Annotated in this window: 10 protein-coding genes and 1 pseudogene; 6 read left to right on the plus strand and 5 right to left on the minus strand. The window is 70.6% G+C overall.

Annotated elements, in window-relative coordinates; all coding sequences use genetic code 11:
- Positions 1–25: 25 nt before the first annotated feature.
- The 3 genes from ACXKZF_RS01650 to ACXKZF_RS01660 all read left to right on the plus strand — a co-directional run bounded on the left by ACXKZF_RS01650 (position 26) and on the right by ACXKZF_RS01660 (position 5,834).
- Positions 26–1,135 (plus strand): MSMEG_0565 family glycosyltransferase, encoded by a 1,110-nt coding sequence (locus tag ACXKZF_RS01650; RefSeq protein WP_488985198.1) that lies wholly within the window; start codon positions 26–28, stop codon positions 1,133–1,135.
- The gene (locus tag ACXKZF_RS01655) at positions 1,132–2,574 is read left to right on the plus strand and encodes an AMP-binding protein (protein ID WP_488985199.1); all 1,443 of its coding nucleotides are present in this window, start codon (positions 1,132–1,134) and stop codon (positions 2,572–2,574) included. Before ACXKZF_RS01650 ends, ACXKZF_RS01655 begins: the two co-directional genes overlap by 4 nt.
- 98 nt (positions 2,575–2,672) lie before the next feature.
- A complete protein-coding gene (locus ACXKZF_RS01660) occupies positions 2,673–5,834 on the plus strand; it encodes an efflux RND transporter permease subunit (protein ID WP_488985200.1) in 3,162 nt (1,053 codons plus the stop codon).
- Positions 5,835–6,318: 484 nt separating this feature from the next.
- Here ACXKZF_RS01660 and ACXKZF_RS01665 read toward each other — a convergent pair.
- The 3 genes and pseudogenes from ACXKZF_RS01665 to ACXKZF_RS01675 all read right to left on the minus strand — a co-directional run.
- A pseudogene (locus ACXKZF_RS01665) lies at positions 6,319–6,945 on the minus strand (DUF998 domain-containing protein); the annotation flags it as partial.
- 241 nt (positions 6,946–7,186) lie between these two features.
- Positions 7,187–8,089, minus strand: coding sequence for an aldose 1-epimerase family protein (locus tag ACXKZF_RS01670; RefSeq protein WP_488985201.1), 903 nt, complete (start codon positions 8,087–8,089; stop codon positions 7,187–7,189).
- Complete coding sequence (locus ACXKZF_RS01675; protein ID WP_055959572.1) at positions 8,086–8,709, minus strand: antibiotic biosynthesis monooxygenase; 624 nt, start codon at positions 8,707–8,709, stop codon at positions 8,086–8,088. Before ACXKZF_RS01675 ends, ACXKZF_RS01670 begins: the two co-directional genes overlap by 4 nt.
- A 540-nt stretch (positions 8,710–9,249) precedes the next feature.
- Here ACXKZF_RS01675 and ACXKZF_RS01680 point away from each other — a divergent pair.
- Positions 9,250–11,556: a DEAD/DEAH box helicase gene (locus tag ACXKZF_RS01680; protein ID WP_488985202.1), complete on the plus strand. Its 2,307-nt coding sequence runs from the start codon at positions 9,250–9,252 to the stop codon at positions 11,554–11,556.
- A 73-nt stretch (positions 11,557–11,629) separates the two neighbouring features.
- On the opposite strand, the gene ACXKZF_RS01685 is transcribed toward ACXKZF_RS01680, so the two are convergent.
- Entirely contained in the window at positions 11,630–12,733 is a 1,104-nt protein-coding gene (locus ACXKZF_RS01685; protein WP_488985203.1) for an Rv2578c family radical SAM protein, read from the minus strand.
- A 119-nt stretch (positions 12,734–12,852) separates the two neighbouring features.
- Between ACXKZF_RS01685 and ACXKZF_RS01690 the strand changes: the two genes are divergently transcribed.
- Together ACXKZF_RS01690 and ACXKZF_RS01695 are read left to right on the plus strand one after the other, a co-directional pair.
- Entirely contained in the window at positions 12,853–13,980 is a 1,128-nt protein-coding gene (locus tag ACXKZF_RS01690) for a M15 family metallopeptidase (protein ID WP_488985204.1), read from the plus strand.
- A gap of 55 nt (positions 13,981–14,035) precedes the next feature.
- Entirely contained in the window at positions 14,036–14,170 is a 135-nt protein-coding gene (locus tag ACXKZF_RS01695) for a hypothetical protein (RefSeq protein WP_268774914.1), read from the plus strand.
- On the opposite strand, the gene ACXKZF_RS01700 is transcribed toward ACXKZF_RS01695, so the two are convergent.
- Positions 14,163–15,416, minus strand: a complete 1,254-nt coding sequence (locus ACXKZF_RS01700; protein WP_488985205.1) for an LCP family protein — start codon at positions 15,414–15,416, stop codon at positions 14,163–14,165. The genes ACXKZF_RS01695 and ACXKZF_RS01700 overlap by 8 nt on opposite strands.
- Between the last annotated feature and the right edge of the window lie 217 nt (positions 15,417–15,633).

The following is a 15,633-nucleotide window of genomic DNA, read 5'->3' on the forward strand; positions in this document are numbered from 1 at the left end:
CGAGGGCTCCGCGGAAAGGACGACCATGCGCATCGCGCAGCTGACCTACTCGACGAAGCCCCGCGGCGGGGTCGTGCACACCCTCGCACTCGCCGAGGCGCTCGCGACGCGCGGCCACGAGGTCGAGGTGTGGACCCTGGGGCGCGGCGATGACACCGCCTTCTTCCGCCCCGTCGACCCGCGCGTGCGCGTGCGGGTCGTGCCCTTCCCGTCGCTCGACGGTGAGGGGGTGGGGCAGCGCATCGAGCGCTCCATCGAGCTGATGGCCGCAGCCCTCGACGCGGATGCCGACATCGTCCACGCGCAGGACTGCATCTCGGCGAACGCGGCGCTGCGTCGTGGCATCCCGGTCGTCCGCACGATCCACCACCTCGACACCTTCACAACGCCGCAGCTCGTGGCGTGCCACGACCGAGCCGTCATCGAGCCGGTGGCCCGGCTGTGCGTGTCGCGGGCGGTGTCGCGCGAGGTCGAGCAGGCCTATGGCGTACGACCCGAGGTCATCGCCAACGGGGTGGATGCCGAGCGCTTCGGCCGGGCGTCCGAACCCTCGGCGGCGGGTGCGCGCGAGCGGTGGCGGACGCAGCTGGGCGACTACGTGCTGGCGCTGGGCGGCATCGAACCGCGCAAGGGCTCGATCGATCTGCTCGACGCGTTCGCCCGGGTGCGGGACGCCCACCCGCACGTACGCCTGGTGTTCGGCGGCGGCGAGACGCTGTTCGACTACCGCGAGTACCGCGGGCGGTTCGACGCCCGCGCGCTCGAACTCGGCATCCATCCGACCGTGCTGGGCCCGGTCGACGACGATGCGCTGCCCGCGCTCGTGGCCGCAGCGCGTGTCCTGGCGTTCGTCTCGACCAAAGAGGGTTTCGGGCTCGCCGCCATGGAGGCCCTGGCGGCCTCGACGCCCGTGGTCGCGCGCGACCTGCCGGTGATCCGCGAGGTGTTCGGCGATGCGGTGCTGTACGCGTCGACTCCCGCCGAGATCGCCGCGCGGCTCGACGAAGTGCTGCGCGGCGCCGCCAAGACGGATACGGCCGGCGGGGTCGCCCTCGCCCGGGCGCACACGTGGGATCGCGCCGCCCGCGCGCACGAGGAGTTCTACGCCCACGTGCCGCAGAGGACCGCGCGATGACGGAGCGCACGTTCTCGGCGATCCTCGCGGAACGTGCGGCGGCCGACGCCGGCGAGCCCCTCATCGTCGATGCGGCGGGGGTCATGACAGCGTCCGAACTGGATGCCGCGGCTACGGCGCTCGCGCACGAACTCCTCGCCCAGGGGGTCGATCACGACGACACGGTGGCGGTGTCGCTGCCGAACGGGCGGGATTCCGTCGTCGCGTGCTTCGGTATCTGGCGCGCGGGGGCGACGCCGCAACCGTTGTCGACCGACCTCACCGTGTCCGAGCGGGCGGAGCTCGAGCAGATCGCGCCGCCCGCAGCGGCGATCGGAGCGCCCGCTGTGTCGACCGGCGCCGCGTGGCTATCCGATGTGAACGTCGCGCCCCGCGAGGGGGTGCTGCCCGACACGGCGGCCACGTGCTGGAAAGCTCCGGCCACCTCGGGCTCCACCGGGCGCCCCAAGATCGTGCGGGCGACAGCCCCCGCCACCCTCGACCCCTCGCGGGCCGTCGCCGCCTTCCTGCCGCAGAAGGCCACGCAGATCGTCGCGGGCCCCCTGTGGCACTCCGCGGTGTTCACGTACGCCTTCCGCGGCCTGCTGACCGGCCACCGGCTCGTCATCCTCGACCGGTTCGACCCCGCCCGCTGGGTCGCCGCCGTCGAGGAGCACCGAGCCACCTGGGGGCTGCTCGTTCCGACCATGATGGCGCGGCTCCTGCGTCTTCCTCCGGCGGAACGAGCGGTCGAGCGGATCGCGAGCATCGAGCGGGTCCTGCACATGGGAGCGCCGTGCGCTCCCGCGCTCAAGCGGGCTTTTCTCGACTGGCTCGGGCCGGAGCGCGTCGACGAGGTGTACGCCGGCAGCGAGTCGAACGGCCTCACGCACATCACCGGAACGCAGTGGCTCGCGCGGCCCGGCAGTGTCGGACGACCGATCGGCGGAACCCGCATCCGCATCCGCGATCGCGCCGGCGGCGATCTGCCGGCGGGCGAGAACGGCCTGGTGTGGATGCGGCGTGGCGAAAGCGCCGCGTACGCGTACGTCGGTGCGGCCTCGCGGCGCGACGACGAGGGGTGGGACACGCTCGGCGATATCGGACATGTGGATGCCGAGGGCCACCTGTTCCTGCACGACCGCGCCGACGATCTCATCAACCGCGGCGGCGACAAGATCGCGCCGGCCGTCGTCGAAGCGGTGCTGGAGGCCCATCCGCACGTCGAGGAGGCGGTGGCTTTCGGGATGGCCGACGCCGAGTGGGGCCAGGTGGTGCACGCCGCGGTGCGGCCGGTCGGCGACGAGCTCGACGTGGAGGCACTGCGCGCGTTCGCGCGCGAGCGCCTCGGTCCGCGAGCGCCCGCCGCCGTGCACGTCGTGTCGCGGGCGCTGCGCAACGACGCGGGCAAGGTGCGCCGGGCCGCGCTCGCGCGCCGGTTCGCGCCGCCCGGGGACTGATCCACAGCGGCGGTGCTTCCCGGCCCGCTCACCGACGCGCATGGGATACTTGACCCGATACATCTCTGTATCCAATCTCGACCCCCGAAGGGTGCTCCGTGTCGTATCTGGCCGTGCTGAGCCTGAAGAACCGCGCCCTCATCGCCCTGGTCACGATCGTGGCGGCGATCTTCGGCGGCCTGGCCCTGACGAGTCTCAAGCAAGAGCTCATCCCCTCGATCGAGTTCCCCCAGCTCGCCGTCGTCACCACCTACCCCGGGGCCTCGCCCGAGGTGGTCGAGGCCGACGTGTCCACGCCCATCGAGAACGCCATCCGGGGTGTCGAGGGGCTCGAATCCACGACGGCGACCAGCACGACGAACTCCTCGATCGTGTCGGCGTCGTTCACCTACGGCACCGATCTCGCGGCGGCCCAGCAGAAGATCCTGGCCGCCATCGCCCGCATCGACGACCAGCTCCCCGAGTCGGCCGACACCACCGTCGCCTCCGCCAGCATCGACGACTTCCCCGTCATCCAGCTCGCCGTCACGGGCTTCTCCGACACCCAGGCCACGCAGTCGGTGCTGCAGACGAGCGTCATCCCCGACCTCGAAGACGTCGCGGGCGTCAACGGCGCCCAGATCGTCGGCGGCACCGGTCAGCGCGTGACGATCACCCCCGACTCCTCCCAACTGGGCGAGCGGGGCTTCAGCCAGCAGGCGATCACCGACGCCCTGGATGCCAACGGCATCCTCTTCCCCGGAGGCTCTTTGACCGAGGGCGATCAGACGCTCACGGTGCAGACCGGCGCCAAGATCACGAGCGTCGACGAGATCGCCGCGCTCCCGCTCGTGCCCACCGACCAGGCGCAGTTCCAGGCGGGGCAGACCACGATCGGCGATGTCGCCGCGGTCGAGCTGCAGTCCGACCCCGTCTCGACCCTCTCGCGCGTCGACGGGCAGCCGGCGCTGACCATCGCCGTCACCAAGCTCCCCGCCGCCAACACCGTCGACGTCTCGCGCGGCGTGCTCGCGGTGCTGCCCACGCTCGAATCCGCGCTCGGTCAGGGCGCGACCTTCACCGTCGTCTTCGATCAGGCGCCGTTCGTCCAGCAGTCGATCGACGCCCTCGCGCAGGAGGGCCTGCTCGGTCTCGTCTTCGCGGTCGTGGTCATCTTGGTGTTCCTGATGTCTGTGCGCTCGACGCTGGTCACCGCCATCTCGATCCCGACCAGCGTGCTCATCACCTTCGTCGGGCTCCAGGCCTTCGGCTACTCGCTGAACATCCTCACCCTCGGCGCCCTCACCATCGCGATCGGCCGCGTCGTCGACGACTCCATCGTCGTCATCGAGAACATCAAGCGGCACTACGTCGGCGACGCCGAGAAGATCCCCACCATCATCCGCGCGGTGCGCGAAGTGGCGGCCGCCATCACGGCGTCCACGATCACCTCGGTCGCGGTGTTCCTGCCGATCGCCTTCGTGGGCGACGTCACCGGCGAGCTGTTCCGCCCCTTCTCCCTGACGGTGACGATCGCGATGGCGGCGTCGCTGCTGGTGTCGTTGACCATCGTGCCCGTACTCGCATCGTGGTTCCTCAAGCCCGGAAAGGTGATCCGGGATGCCGAGGGCAACCCGGTCGACCCCGAAGCCGCCGATGCTCCGCCCACGCGCCTGCAGAAGGCGTACGTGCCGGTGCTGAGTTGGACGCTGAAGCACTCGTGGGTGACCCTGACCCTGGCGGTGCTCGTGCTCGGCGGCACGCTGGCGTCGGTTCCGCTGTTGAAGACCGACTTCCTCGGGGATTCCGGCCAGAACACCTTCACCGTCACGCAGAAGATCGGCGCAGCTCCCAGCCTCGGTGCCGAAGACGCGGCGGCACAGCAGGTCGAGGCCGTGCTGCTGGAGACCCCGGGCGTGCAGACGGTGCAGACCTCCATCGGCTCGAGCGGCTCGGCGCTGCGCGATGCCTTCTCGGGTGGGGGCACGGGCATCACGTACTCGATCACCTCGGAGGCCGGCACCGATCAGGTGGAGCTGCGCGAACGCGTGCGCACCGAACTCGAGGGCCTCACCGACGCCGGTGAGATCGAGGTGCGCGCGGCCGGCGGCGGGTTCGGCTCGACCGACATCACCGTCGACGTCACCGCTCCCGACTCCCAATCGTTGCAGCAGGCGAGCGACGCCGTGGTCGCGGGCCTCGAGGGTCAGGACGGCATCGGTCAGGTGACCAGCAGCCTGTCGGCATCCCTGCCCTTCGTCTCGGTGCGCGTCGATCGCGACGCCGCCGCCGAGCGCGGCCTGTCGGAACGCGCCGTGGGCGCACTGGTGTCGGGCGCGCAGCAGCCGCGACAGGCGGGCACGGTCGAGCTCGACGGACGCGGCGTGACCGTGTACCTCGCCACGGCCAACCCTCCCCAGACGATCGACGACCTTCGCGCACTCGAGATCCCCAGCGCCCAGGGTGCTGTGCGCCTCGACGAGATCGCCACGGTCGACGAGAGTCAGACGCCCCCCTCGATCACGACCGCGCGGGGGCTGCGCACGGCATCCATCACCGTCACACCCACCTCCGACGACCTCGGCAGCTCCTCGGGCACCGTCACCGACGCGCTCGCAGGACTGTCGCTGCCCGACGGGGCGACGGCGAAGGTCGGGGGTGTGGTCACCGACCAGCAGGACGCATTCGCGCAACTCGGGTTGGCTCTGCTGGCGGCCATCCTCATCGTCTACGTGGTGATGGTGGCCACCTTCAAGTCGCTGCGTCAGCCGCTCGAACTGCTCGTGTCGGTGCCGTTCGCCGCAACCGGCGCGATCGTGATGCTGCTCATCACGGGCGTTCCGCTGGGTGTCGCCGGCATGATCGGCGCGCTGATGCTCGTCGGCATCGTCGTCACCAACGCCATCGTGCTCATCGACCTCGTGAACCAGTACCGCGCCCGCGGTCTGAGCGTGCACGACGCGACGATCGTGGGAGGCGCCCGTCGTCTGCGGCCCATCCTGATGACCGCCCTCGCGGCGATCTTCGCCCTGGTGCCGATGGCGCTGGGGATCACCGGACACGGAGGCTTCATCTCTCAGCCGCTCGCGGTCGTGGTGATCGGCGGGCTCGTCTCGTCGACGTTCCTGACGCTGCTGGTGCTGCCGACGCTCTACAACCTCATCGAAGGGGCGAGCGAGCGACGTCGGGAGCGTCGGGCCGCGCGCGTCGGAGACGAGGGGCAGCCATCAGACGCCGGCGACCATCCGGTGACCCGTCGCGAGCTCCGCGCGCAGCACTGACGGGGCCTCGTCGGAGGCCGCGGCGCCGTCGAGGGGACGACACCCGAGGTGGGACCTCGCCGAGCGTCGACCTGTGATGCAATACGGACGCGACGCTGCGCGGATCCGTCGGCCGGCTGGGCGCGACGGTGCGAGTGCCCGTCCCGCCTGCGACCGTCCGCCGGGCGGCGCGGTCGCCGTCGAGGGACGGAAGGCGACGGGCGGCGAGGGCGATCGGGGAGGGCGAAACCCGCGGCACGTCGGTGGAGCGACGGTCGCCGCGGTGCCGACGGTCGACCGCCGCGCGAGAGGATGCGGGGGACGCGGTGAGCCGAGGGCGGCGGGCGACCGACCGCGTGATGCTCCCGACGGCCAGCCGGAGGCGTCGACCGGCGAACGGTCGGCGGGGGCGGCGACGCGGGCCGCACGCGATGCCGGGGTGGTCGGCGTCTGCGCGGCTCTCGGCGCGGAGCGCGACGGCGCGGAGCGTGTGGGTGAGCATGCCCGACCACGCGAACATCGCTCCGCACGAGATCGTCTCGAACAGGGCGAGGTTGATCGTGGCGGTGACGAAGAGCGCGATCGAGAGGGCGAGCCACACCAGGGCGATACCGGTGCTGATCGCCATCCGCGCTCCGAGCCGGCGCAGCATGATCGGAGCGCTCACGAGCAGGACCAGGAAACCGAGCACCATCATGGCCGCCACTCGGTCGTGGAGGTCCTTGTCGGTGTTCAGCGGCACGCATCCCACCAGAGCGAGGCTGATGCCGACCACGTTCAGGCAGATGCACGCGAGGGTCGCGGACCCGCGGCGGACGGTTTCTCGACCGAGGCGGCGGACATCCCGTCTGACGAAGAGGGCGAACACGACGACCATGAGTCCGCTGACCTTGAGCGTCGTATTGAACAATGCACTCGAGAAATCACCGAAGATTCCGAGTTGGCTGAAATGCAGTTGCCACCACAGCGGGTCGCTCGTGGTGGCCATGGAAAGCAGTAGTCCGCCCAGCAGGACAGACAGCACTGCCCCGCCGACGTGCAGTGACGGCACGGCTGTGAGGCGGCGGGAGAGGCCGCCGAGGCGCGGCAGGCGGAGGATTTCGGGGTCGACGGACGGGAGCGCGGTGCTCATGTGGGGGAGTCTTTCCTCGGGACGGAACGGGACCCCCAGCACGTGGGATCCTCGGCCCCCGTCGGCTTCAAACGGACTATTGCCGAGAGAGCCGTGGTTCTCGGCCGCCCCGGCCTCGACGATTACCGTCACCGCAAATGGTAGCTTTTGTCCGCGTGAATTGAATCCGCTTGTTCTTTCTTTTTCCCCCAGGTCACAAAACGATTTGCTTGTCCCCCAAATGGGGGACAAGCTGCGGGTTTCAGGAGAAGCGGACGCCCCATTCCCGCGCCAGGACGGACCCCGGCTGCAGGGTGTCGAGATCCGTCCCCGTGGCGAAGGCGTTCGCCGGTGCCGTCATCGGTTCGATCGCCACGGCGAGTGGGTGCCCCGGGTAGCGGTCGGTCGTGAAGACCTGGACCCATCGGAAGCCCTCGTCCTGCCAGAGTTCCAGGCGGCGTCCATCCGGGGCGGTGAGCGTGTGGCGGGCGCGGCCTTCGGCATCCCGGTCGAGGCCGCGATAGCCGTTGTCGAGTGAGGCGTCGCCCAGCCGCCTGCCGCCGCGCAGGTCCGTCGCGTCGTCGACGGCCACTTCGTCGACGGGGATGTTCCGCTCGTCGACCACGAGCGTCGTCGTACCCGTGGAATGCACCACGAGATCCTCGGTCGCGACGCCGCCGATCTGGAAGTAGGGGTGCACGCCCAGTGCGACGGGGGCCGATCTCGCCCCGACGTTCTCGATTTCGTGCGCGACGCGCAGCCCGTCGGACTCGAGCGTGTAGGTGACACGCGTGCGCAGATGGAAGGGGTACCCCGTCTGCGGCACGACGTCGGCGCCGAGCACCACCCGTTCGTCGGTGTGCTCGATGGGCTGGTACACACCGAATCGAAGGAGGCCGTGGCTGGCGTTGCCGAACTTCGGCTCGCTGATCGCGAGCTGCTGATCGTCACCGGCGAAGGTGTACCGGCCGTCGCGGATACGGTTCGGCCACGGCACCAGAACGACCCCGGAGGCCGCGGGCGTGGGCAGGTCGTCGGGATAGCGCGGCACGAGGTCGACGCCGTCGACGGTGAGGGCGCGAAGCGCCGCACCCACCTGGGTGACCTCGGCGGACGAGCGGGGTCCGCGCAGGTGGAAGCGCTGGCCGGTGGGATCGGCGGTCATGACGAGGCCTTTCTGGAGCGGGGTGGACGCTGCAGCCACGGCCGCAGCAGGCGGGTGACCCACGGGAGCACCGCGTAGGTCATGACGGGGGTGAGCATGAGGGTCGTCGCCAGCACGCGCAGGACGAGCGGGACCTCGGCGAAACCGGGGATGAAGCCCAGCAGCCAGGACGCGAGGAGGTTGGTGGGGAAGAACCCGACCCAGATGGTGACGGCCTGCTTCCACCGCGGGGGCGCGGACGGCACCGGCTGCTGCACGGGCGAGGTCGTGGCATCCGCGGGGGCGAGCACGGAACCGAACGAGGCGTCGAACCAGCCCTCGATGCCCGTGCGGCGCTCGACGCGCTCCTCGCGCGCGAAGGGGCGGCCGGAGTCGAGCCACCACTGCCGCTGCGACGAGGACTCCCATCCCTCGAGCGTGGCGATGTCGCGGAACCGGTACAGCATGTACCAGAGGTCGCTGTCTTCCCCCGCGCGCACCCACCCCGAGCCGAGGAAGCCCGGGAAGGCGGTCGCGAGGTCGGTGCCGGCCTGCATCCAGGAGGTCGCTTCGGCGGTGCGCGTCGGATCGATGCGCCGCTCGATCGCCACCGTGATGGGGTGGGCGTCGGTGTCTGCCATGCGTCCATCTTCCGTCAGGCCGCCGCTCCCGTCGGCGCCGGGCTCTCTTTCGGCGCACCGGGTCCCGCTCGCGGCGCACCTGGTCCCGCTCGCGGCGGACCTGGTCCCGCTCGCGGCGGACCTGGTCCCGCTCGCGGCGGACCTGGTCCCGCTCGCGGCGGACCTGGTCCCGCTCGAGGCCCACCGCGTCCCGCTCGCGGCCGACCTGTTGCCGCTCGCGACCGACCTCGTCCCACTTTCGGGGGGACGGTGTCCCATATATGGCTGTCTGCGGCACACCCAACCAGCCATAAGTGGGACACGGGTCCTCCGAGGGGTGTGGATGCCATTCCCAGGCGCGGGCTGTAACGTGGGGCGGTCGGCTCTGGACACCGTGCGTGATGCGCGGATGGGTTTGTAGTCCAAGGGGCCGATGGACAGGACGCGATCGCGGCCTCGACCATCACTAGTGAATTGGCCCCCGGCCGACGAGAGTCCGGGTCTCGCACCGCCATGAGCGGCGCCGCTGTTTCGCGCGAACAGAACCCAGGAAGTTTCCTCATGCCCAAGAACAAGAAGCCCGCCGGCGGTCGTCCCGCCAAGAACTTCGAGCCGCGCTATGCCGCTCAGACCTCGTTCCAGGACCGCAAGCGTCGTCCCGGTACGGAGGGCCCCGCCAAGCCCGGCAGCAAGAGCCCGAGCCACCGCGGCTACCGCCCCGAGGCGGAGTCGGCCGGTGACAAGGGTCGCTGGAACGCCTCCGATCGCGCCGGCCGCAGCGAGGCCCGCACCATCCGCACCTCGGCTCGCGACGACCGCCCCGCTCGTTCGTTCGAAGACCGTCCGGCGCGTTCGTTCGATCGCAGCGACCGTCCGGCGCGTTCGTTCGATCGCAGCGACCGTCCGGCTCGTTCGTTCGACCGCACCGATCGCCCTGCTCGTTCGTTCGATCGTGACGAGCGTCCTCGTCGTGATGCGGGAGAGCGTCCGGCTCGGTCGTTCGATCGCAGCGACCGTCCGGCGCGTTCGTTCGACCGCACCGATCGCCCTGCTCGTTCGTTCGATCGTGACGAGCGTCCTCGTCGTGATGCCGGTGAGCGTCCGGCTCGGTCGTTCGATCGCAGCGACCGTCCGGCGCGTTCGTTCGACCGCACCGATCGCCCTGCTCGTTCGTTCGAACGTGACGAGCGTCCTCGTCGTGACGCCGGTGAGCGTCCGGCTCGGTCGTTCGACCGCAGCGACCGCCCGGCTCGTTCCTTCGACCGCAGCGACCGCCCGGCTCGTTCCTTCGACCGCACCGATCGCCCCGCGCGTTCGTTCGACGAGCGTCCCGCCCGTTCCTTCGAGCGTCGGGACGACCGTCCGGCCCGCAGCGACGACCGTCCGGCGCGTTCGTTCGACCGCTCCGACCGCCCGGCTCGGTCGTTCGATCGCGCCGAGCGCCCCGCGCGCTCGTTCGATCGTGACGAGCGTCCTCGTCGTGATGCCGGTGAGCGTCCCGCGCGTTCGTTCGATCGCGCCGATCGCCCCGCGCGTTCGTTCGACGACCGGCCGCGTCGCAACGACGGCCCGAGCCGCAGCGACTGGAACAACACGCCGAAGCGCTCCGCCGAGCACGATCAGCGCGTCGACGTCGTGCACGAGCGCCTGCAGGCGCAGGCCGTGGACGCCGCGACCGAAACCGGTGCCGGCTTCGCCGAGCTCGGCCTCGGCGACAACCTGGTGCGCGCCCTGGCAAGCCTCGGAGCGGCGAGCCCCTTCCCCATCCAGGCTGCCACGGTGAAGCCCATCCTCGACGGCCGCGACGTCCTCGCCCGTGGCCGCACCGGCTCCGGCAAGACGATCGCCTTCGGTGCCCCGCTCGTCGAGCGGATCCTCCGCGCCCAGGCCGGGCAGCGTCGTGAGTTCGGACGTTCGCCCAAGGCGCTCATCCTGGCGCCGACCCGCGAGCTTGCCCTGCAGATCGACGGCACCGTCCAGGTGCTCGCGCGCAGCGTCGGTCTCTTCACCACGCAGATCTACGGTGGCGTGCCCCAGGCACGTCAGGTGGGTGCGCTGAAGAAGGGCGTCGACATCGTCATCGGCACCCCCGGTCGCATCGAGGACCTCCTGAACCAGGGCAAGCTCGACCTTTCGCAGGTGCAGGTCACCGTGCTCGACGAGGGCGATCACATGTGCGAGCTCGGGTTCCTCGAGCCCGTCCAGCGCATCCTGCGCGCGACCGCCGACGGCAGCCAGAAGCTGCTGTTCTCGGCCACGCTCGACCGTGAGGTCGCAGCGCTCGTCGACGAGTTCCTCGTGGAGCCCGCGGTCTACGAGGTCGCCGGCGAAGACCAGGACTCCGGCACGATCGAGCACCGCGTGCTCGTGATCGACCACCGCGACAAGGCCGAGATCCTCGGCTCGCTCGTCGATCGTTCGGGTAAGACGCTCGTCTTCGCCCGCACCCGCGCGTACGCCGAGATGCTCGCGGAGCAGTTCGACGATGCCGGTGTCGCCGCGGTCGCCCTGCACGGCGACCTGAACCAGCAGAAGCGCACCCGCAACCTCGAGAAGCTCACCTCGGGACGCGTCAACGTGCTCGTCGCCACCGACGTCGCCGCCCGCGGCATCCACGTCGACGACATCGACCTGGTCATCCAGGCCGACGCGCCCGACGAGTACAAGACGTACCTGCACCGCTCGGGTCGCACCGGTCGCGCCGGTCGGACCGGCACCGTGGTGACCCTCATCACCCGTCAGCGTCAGCGTCGCATGACCGAACTGCTCGACCGGGCCGAGATCCAGGCGCCCTTCGAGCCGGCGCAGCTCGGCGATGACCTGATCGAGGAGATCTCGGGTCGCCAGCTGTCGAACGTCACCGCGTAAGCGCGTGCATCGAAACCCCCGTCGCATACGCGGCGGGGGTTTCGCGCGTCCGGGACCGGGCGGCCCCGTGTGTTCAGAACAGCGTGGGCTCGCTCGCGGGCGCGACCCGTGGTCGGGTGGATGCCGTGACCCCCGTGCTGCGGATCGGTCCCAGGGCGCTGCCCGCGGGCGTGCGGGCGGCGAGTCCCGGCTGCGGACGACCGCGCGGGTGCTCGTCTTCGTCCCAGCCGTCGAGCCGGTGCATGCGCAGCAGCGGGCGCATGCGTTTGCCGAGCCACGCGCGGTAGGCCTTCGGCGCGCTCGTGGACACGCCGGGGTAGAGACCGCGGTACGACGAGACGAGGTGAGGGCGCTCCCGTTCCAGCCACTGCAGGAACCACTCCTTCGCTCCCGGGCGGAGGTGCAGGGCTCCGTAGACGACGCGGGCCGCGCCCGCGGCGCGGATCTGCGCGAGGGAGTCGTCGAGCACGGCGATGGAGTCGGTGAGGTGCGGCAGGATCGGCATGAGGAAGACCGTCACGCGGAAACCCGCGGCCGTCGCCGCGCGCACGGTGTCGAGGCGTGCCTCCGCGCTGGGCGTGCCCGGCTCGATCGACTTCTGCAGGGCGTCGTCGAAGACGGCGATCGACATCGCGAGGGTCACTTTCACCTCGCGCGAGGCGTCGGTCAGCAACGGCAGGTCGCGACGCAGCAGGGTGCCCTTCGTGAGGATCGAGAACGGCGTGCCGTTCTCGGTGAGCGCCCCGACGATGTCGGGCATGAGGCGGTACCGCCCCTCGGCGCGCTGGTAGGGGTCGGTGTTCGTGCCGAGCATGACGGGTTCGCGTGCCCACGACCCGCGACGGAGTTCGGTGCGCAGCACGTCGGCGACATTGATCTTCACCACGATCTGCGAATCGAAGTCGGCGCCGTAGTCGAGGTCGAGGTACTCGTGCGTCTTCCGGGCGAAGCAGTATGTGCATTGATGACCGCAGCCGCGATAGGGATTCACCGTCCAGTCGAACGGCATCGCCGAGGCGCCGGGGACGCGGTTGAGAGCGCTCTTGGCCATCACCTCGTGGAAGGTCATACCCGCGAACTCGGGCGTGGTCACCGACCGCACCAGACCGTCCATACGCTCCATGCCGGGGAGCGCGGCCGAGTCGTCGACGCCCAGTTGCTGACCTTGCCACCTCATCGACACAGTCGAACACATGTTCTAATAAAGCGCAAGCGCGATCGTCCGTGAGGGGAACATCGCGCGGGGTTCGGGGCGGGGTCACGCCGCTTTCAGGATCCGGCGAGAGAATGGGTCGAGTGATACCCCCCGATCCCGAGCGTTCTCCCCGCCGCGCCGCGCGCGCGGAGGCCGAGCGACTCGCGACGGCGGCAGTCGCGGTGACGCCCCCGGTCGAGCCGGCCACGCGTCGTCGGCTCCGCGCGGAGAGCGGAGCCCCCTCCGTACGCGCACCGGTCGGCATCCAGGCCCTTCTCTCCGCCCGAGGCGGCACGCTCGCCGTGCGCCGCCGCCGCGCGGGTGTCCTCGCGGTTGCGGTGGTGATCGTGGCGTCGGGAGCCGTCGCGATCGGCGCCGCAGCCTCCGCGGGCGGGGGCGAAGAGGTGGCGCAGACCGCGACCGTCGACACGGCGTCCGCGTTCCAGGGCCCGCCCGCCGTCCCCGCGGAGGGACTCCCCGTCCCGCAGCTCGCGGCCGTTCCGGCGACCGCCACCCCGTGCGACGATCCCGCCGTCACCGCGGCCCTCGCCTCGGGAGACGACGCCGCCGTCATCTCCGCGATCGGTGGGGGAAGCGCCTTCCGCGAAGCGGTGGCATCCGGAATCGCCCCGTGCGTCTCGCTGTCGGATCCGAACCGCGAGTGGGTCGTCGTCAACAAGCAGCGCCCTCTCGATCCGCTCGACTACCGCGCCGGTGATCTCGTCATGCCGCAGAACGTCCGAGCGCTCGAGGAGTCGGCGCTGCGCTCCGCTCCCGCGAGCGCCCTGACCGAGTTGGTGCGGGCCGCATCCGATGCGGGGGCGGGCGAGATCGGATTCCTCAGCGCGTTCCGCTCGTACTCGACGCAGCAGTCGACCTACGCCGGCCGCGTCGATGTGGGCGGCGTCGAGGAAGCCGATCGCGAGAGCGCTCGCGCGGGCTACAGCGAGCATCAGACGGGGCTGGCCGTCGACATCGTTCCGTGCGACGGCTCCTGCGGGACCCTCGACGACATCGCCTCGTCACCGCAGGGGGCGTGGGTGCGGGATCACGCGTGGGAGTACGGCTTCATCACGCGCTACGCCGAGGGTCGTGAGAGCGTGAGCGGATACCTGCCCGAGGCATGGCACCAGCGCTACATCGGTCGCGAGCTCGCCCGCGCCTACCACGAGGGCGGGTACACCACGCTCGAGGAGTTCTTCGGCCTCCCGGCGGCGCCGACGTATTGATCGATGGATGCCGGGAGCCCCGGCATCCGTCCGCCTGCATCTGAGGTGGCTGAGCGTGTCGAGGCTTCCGGTCGCGCGGGCTCCCGGCCCCTTCGTCAGGCTCGGGGCCCAGGTGGAAGCCTCGGGGTCGGTGGGGCTCGATCGCTTCGACGGGCTCGGCGACCTGGGTTCGACGACGCCCGTCAGTTGACGACGCCGGCGCTGCAGGTCTGCTGCGCCGCGCTCGATCCGCTGATCGACGGCGGCAGCGCGACCGCTCCGGTCGTGGGATCGACGGTGCCCGGCTCGACCTCCTCGACGGGCGGGGTCGCACCCGTCGCCGATTCCTCGGGGGACGGCGTCGGATCGGCGACCACGGTGCCGCCGTTCACGGCGACGTCTCCGGTGACCTCGATCGCCTGGTTCGCCGCGAGGGCATCCCAGAGCACCTGGGCTGCATCCCAGTCGGGCGCGACGCGGTTGGCATCCGAGCTGGCCGTGACCGTGGGGTATTGCACGAAGACGATGTCTTCGAACGGCACGTCCTTGACCGCCTGGGCGACCTGCACGAGCGTCAGGGGATTGGTGAGGCTCTGCGTGGGGGTGACGTTGCGCAGGCCCGTGGATGCCAGACGGAACAGCGTCGCGGGATTCGACAGCACCTCCTCGCTGACGAGCTTGCGGGCGAGCCGCGACATGTACTGCTGCTGATTGCTCACGCGGGCGAGGTCGCTGCCGCCCACGCCGTAGCGGGTGCGGAGGAACTGCAGGGCCTCGACGCCCTGGATCGTGCGTGGCCCCGCGGCCCAGTCGATACCCGTGTTCTCGTCGCGCATGTCGCTGGCGAGGCAGATCTCGACACCGCCGATCGCGTTGGTGATCTCGATCACCCCGCCGAAGGTGACCATCGCGCCGAACTGGATCTGCTGGCCGCTCATGTCGGAGATCGCCGTGATGACGCACGATAGTCCGCCGTAGGTGTAGAGCTCGTTGATCTGCAGGTACCCGCCGTCGAAGCGACCGCCGTCCGAGGTGTCGCACGCGGGTGCCTCGAACACCAGGTCGCGGGGGAACGACACCACCGTGACCTTTCGCGGGGCGTCCGAGATGTGCACGAGGATGTTGACGTCGTTGAGGCGCCCCTCGGAGTCGGGCCCCTCGCAGCGCTCGCCGAAGAGGGCGATGAGGTTCTCTTCGCACGCGTCGATGCCGACGACCATCATGTTGACGCCGCCCTCGAGCCGGCCGAGGTCGGGCGGGACCGGGGGCTGGTTCTCGACGGCGACGGCCTCGTCGACGAACTCCGACGTGAGGTCGTACGCGGTGTACGAGGCGACGCCGATCGCCGACACGACGGCGACGACCGCCGCCACGGCGATGAGGGTGGCGAGTTGCCCGAGTGGATGCGGGGAACGCAGGCGGGCGTGCTGTGCGACGGTGCGACGGCGCCGGGGCATGGCTACTCCTCTTCGGGTTTCGTCGCAGTCTAGGGGTGGCGGGCGCGGGGCTGCGCCCTCGGCGACGGTACGATTCCCGGTTCGACTGACCGTTCGTTTCGGGGCTGTGACGTTTTCGGACGCCGTCCAAACTGACCGTTGGTTATCAAACGTCCCTGCGTTATGTTTGTGCAACGCGCGCCACCGCTGCCGCGCACAACGCTCAATCATCCCCCCG

The organism is Microbacterium sp. ABR10 (genome assembly GCF_057812175.1).

Coding starts and splice junctions, on each gene's coding strand:
- ACXKZF_RS01675 (WP_055959572.1), bottom strand. CDS start 8,709: ATGGCAGACACCGACGCCCACCCCATCACGGTGGCGATCGAGCGGCGC.
- ACXKZF_RS01650 (WP_488985198.1), top strand. CDS start 26: ATGCGCATCGCGCAGCTGACCTACTCGACGAAGCCCCGCGGCGGGGTC.
- ACXKZF_RS01680 (WP_488985202.1), top strand. CDS start 9,250: ATGCCCAAGAACAAGAAGCCCGCCGGCGGTCGTCCCGCCAAGAACTTC.
- ACXKZF_RS01685 (WP_488985203.1), bottom strand. CDS start 12,733: ATGAGGTGGCAAGGTCAGCAACTGGGCGTCGACGACTCGGCCGCGCTC.
- ACXKZF_RS01655 (WP_488985199.1), top strand. CDS start 1,132: ATGACGGAGCGCACGTTCTCGGCGATCCTCGCGGAACGTGCGGCGGCC.
- ACXKZF_RS01670 (WP_488985201.1), bottom strand. CDS start 8,089: ATGACCGCCGATCCCACCGGCCAGCGCTTCCACCTGCGCGGACCCCGC.
- ACXKZF_RS01700 (WP_488985205.1), bottom strand. CDS start 15,416: ATGCCCCGGCGCCGTCGCACCGTCGCACAGCACGCCCGCCTGCGTTCC.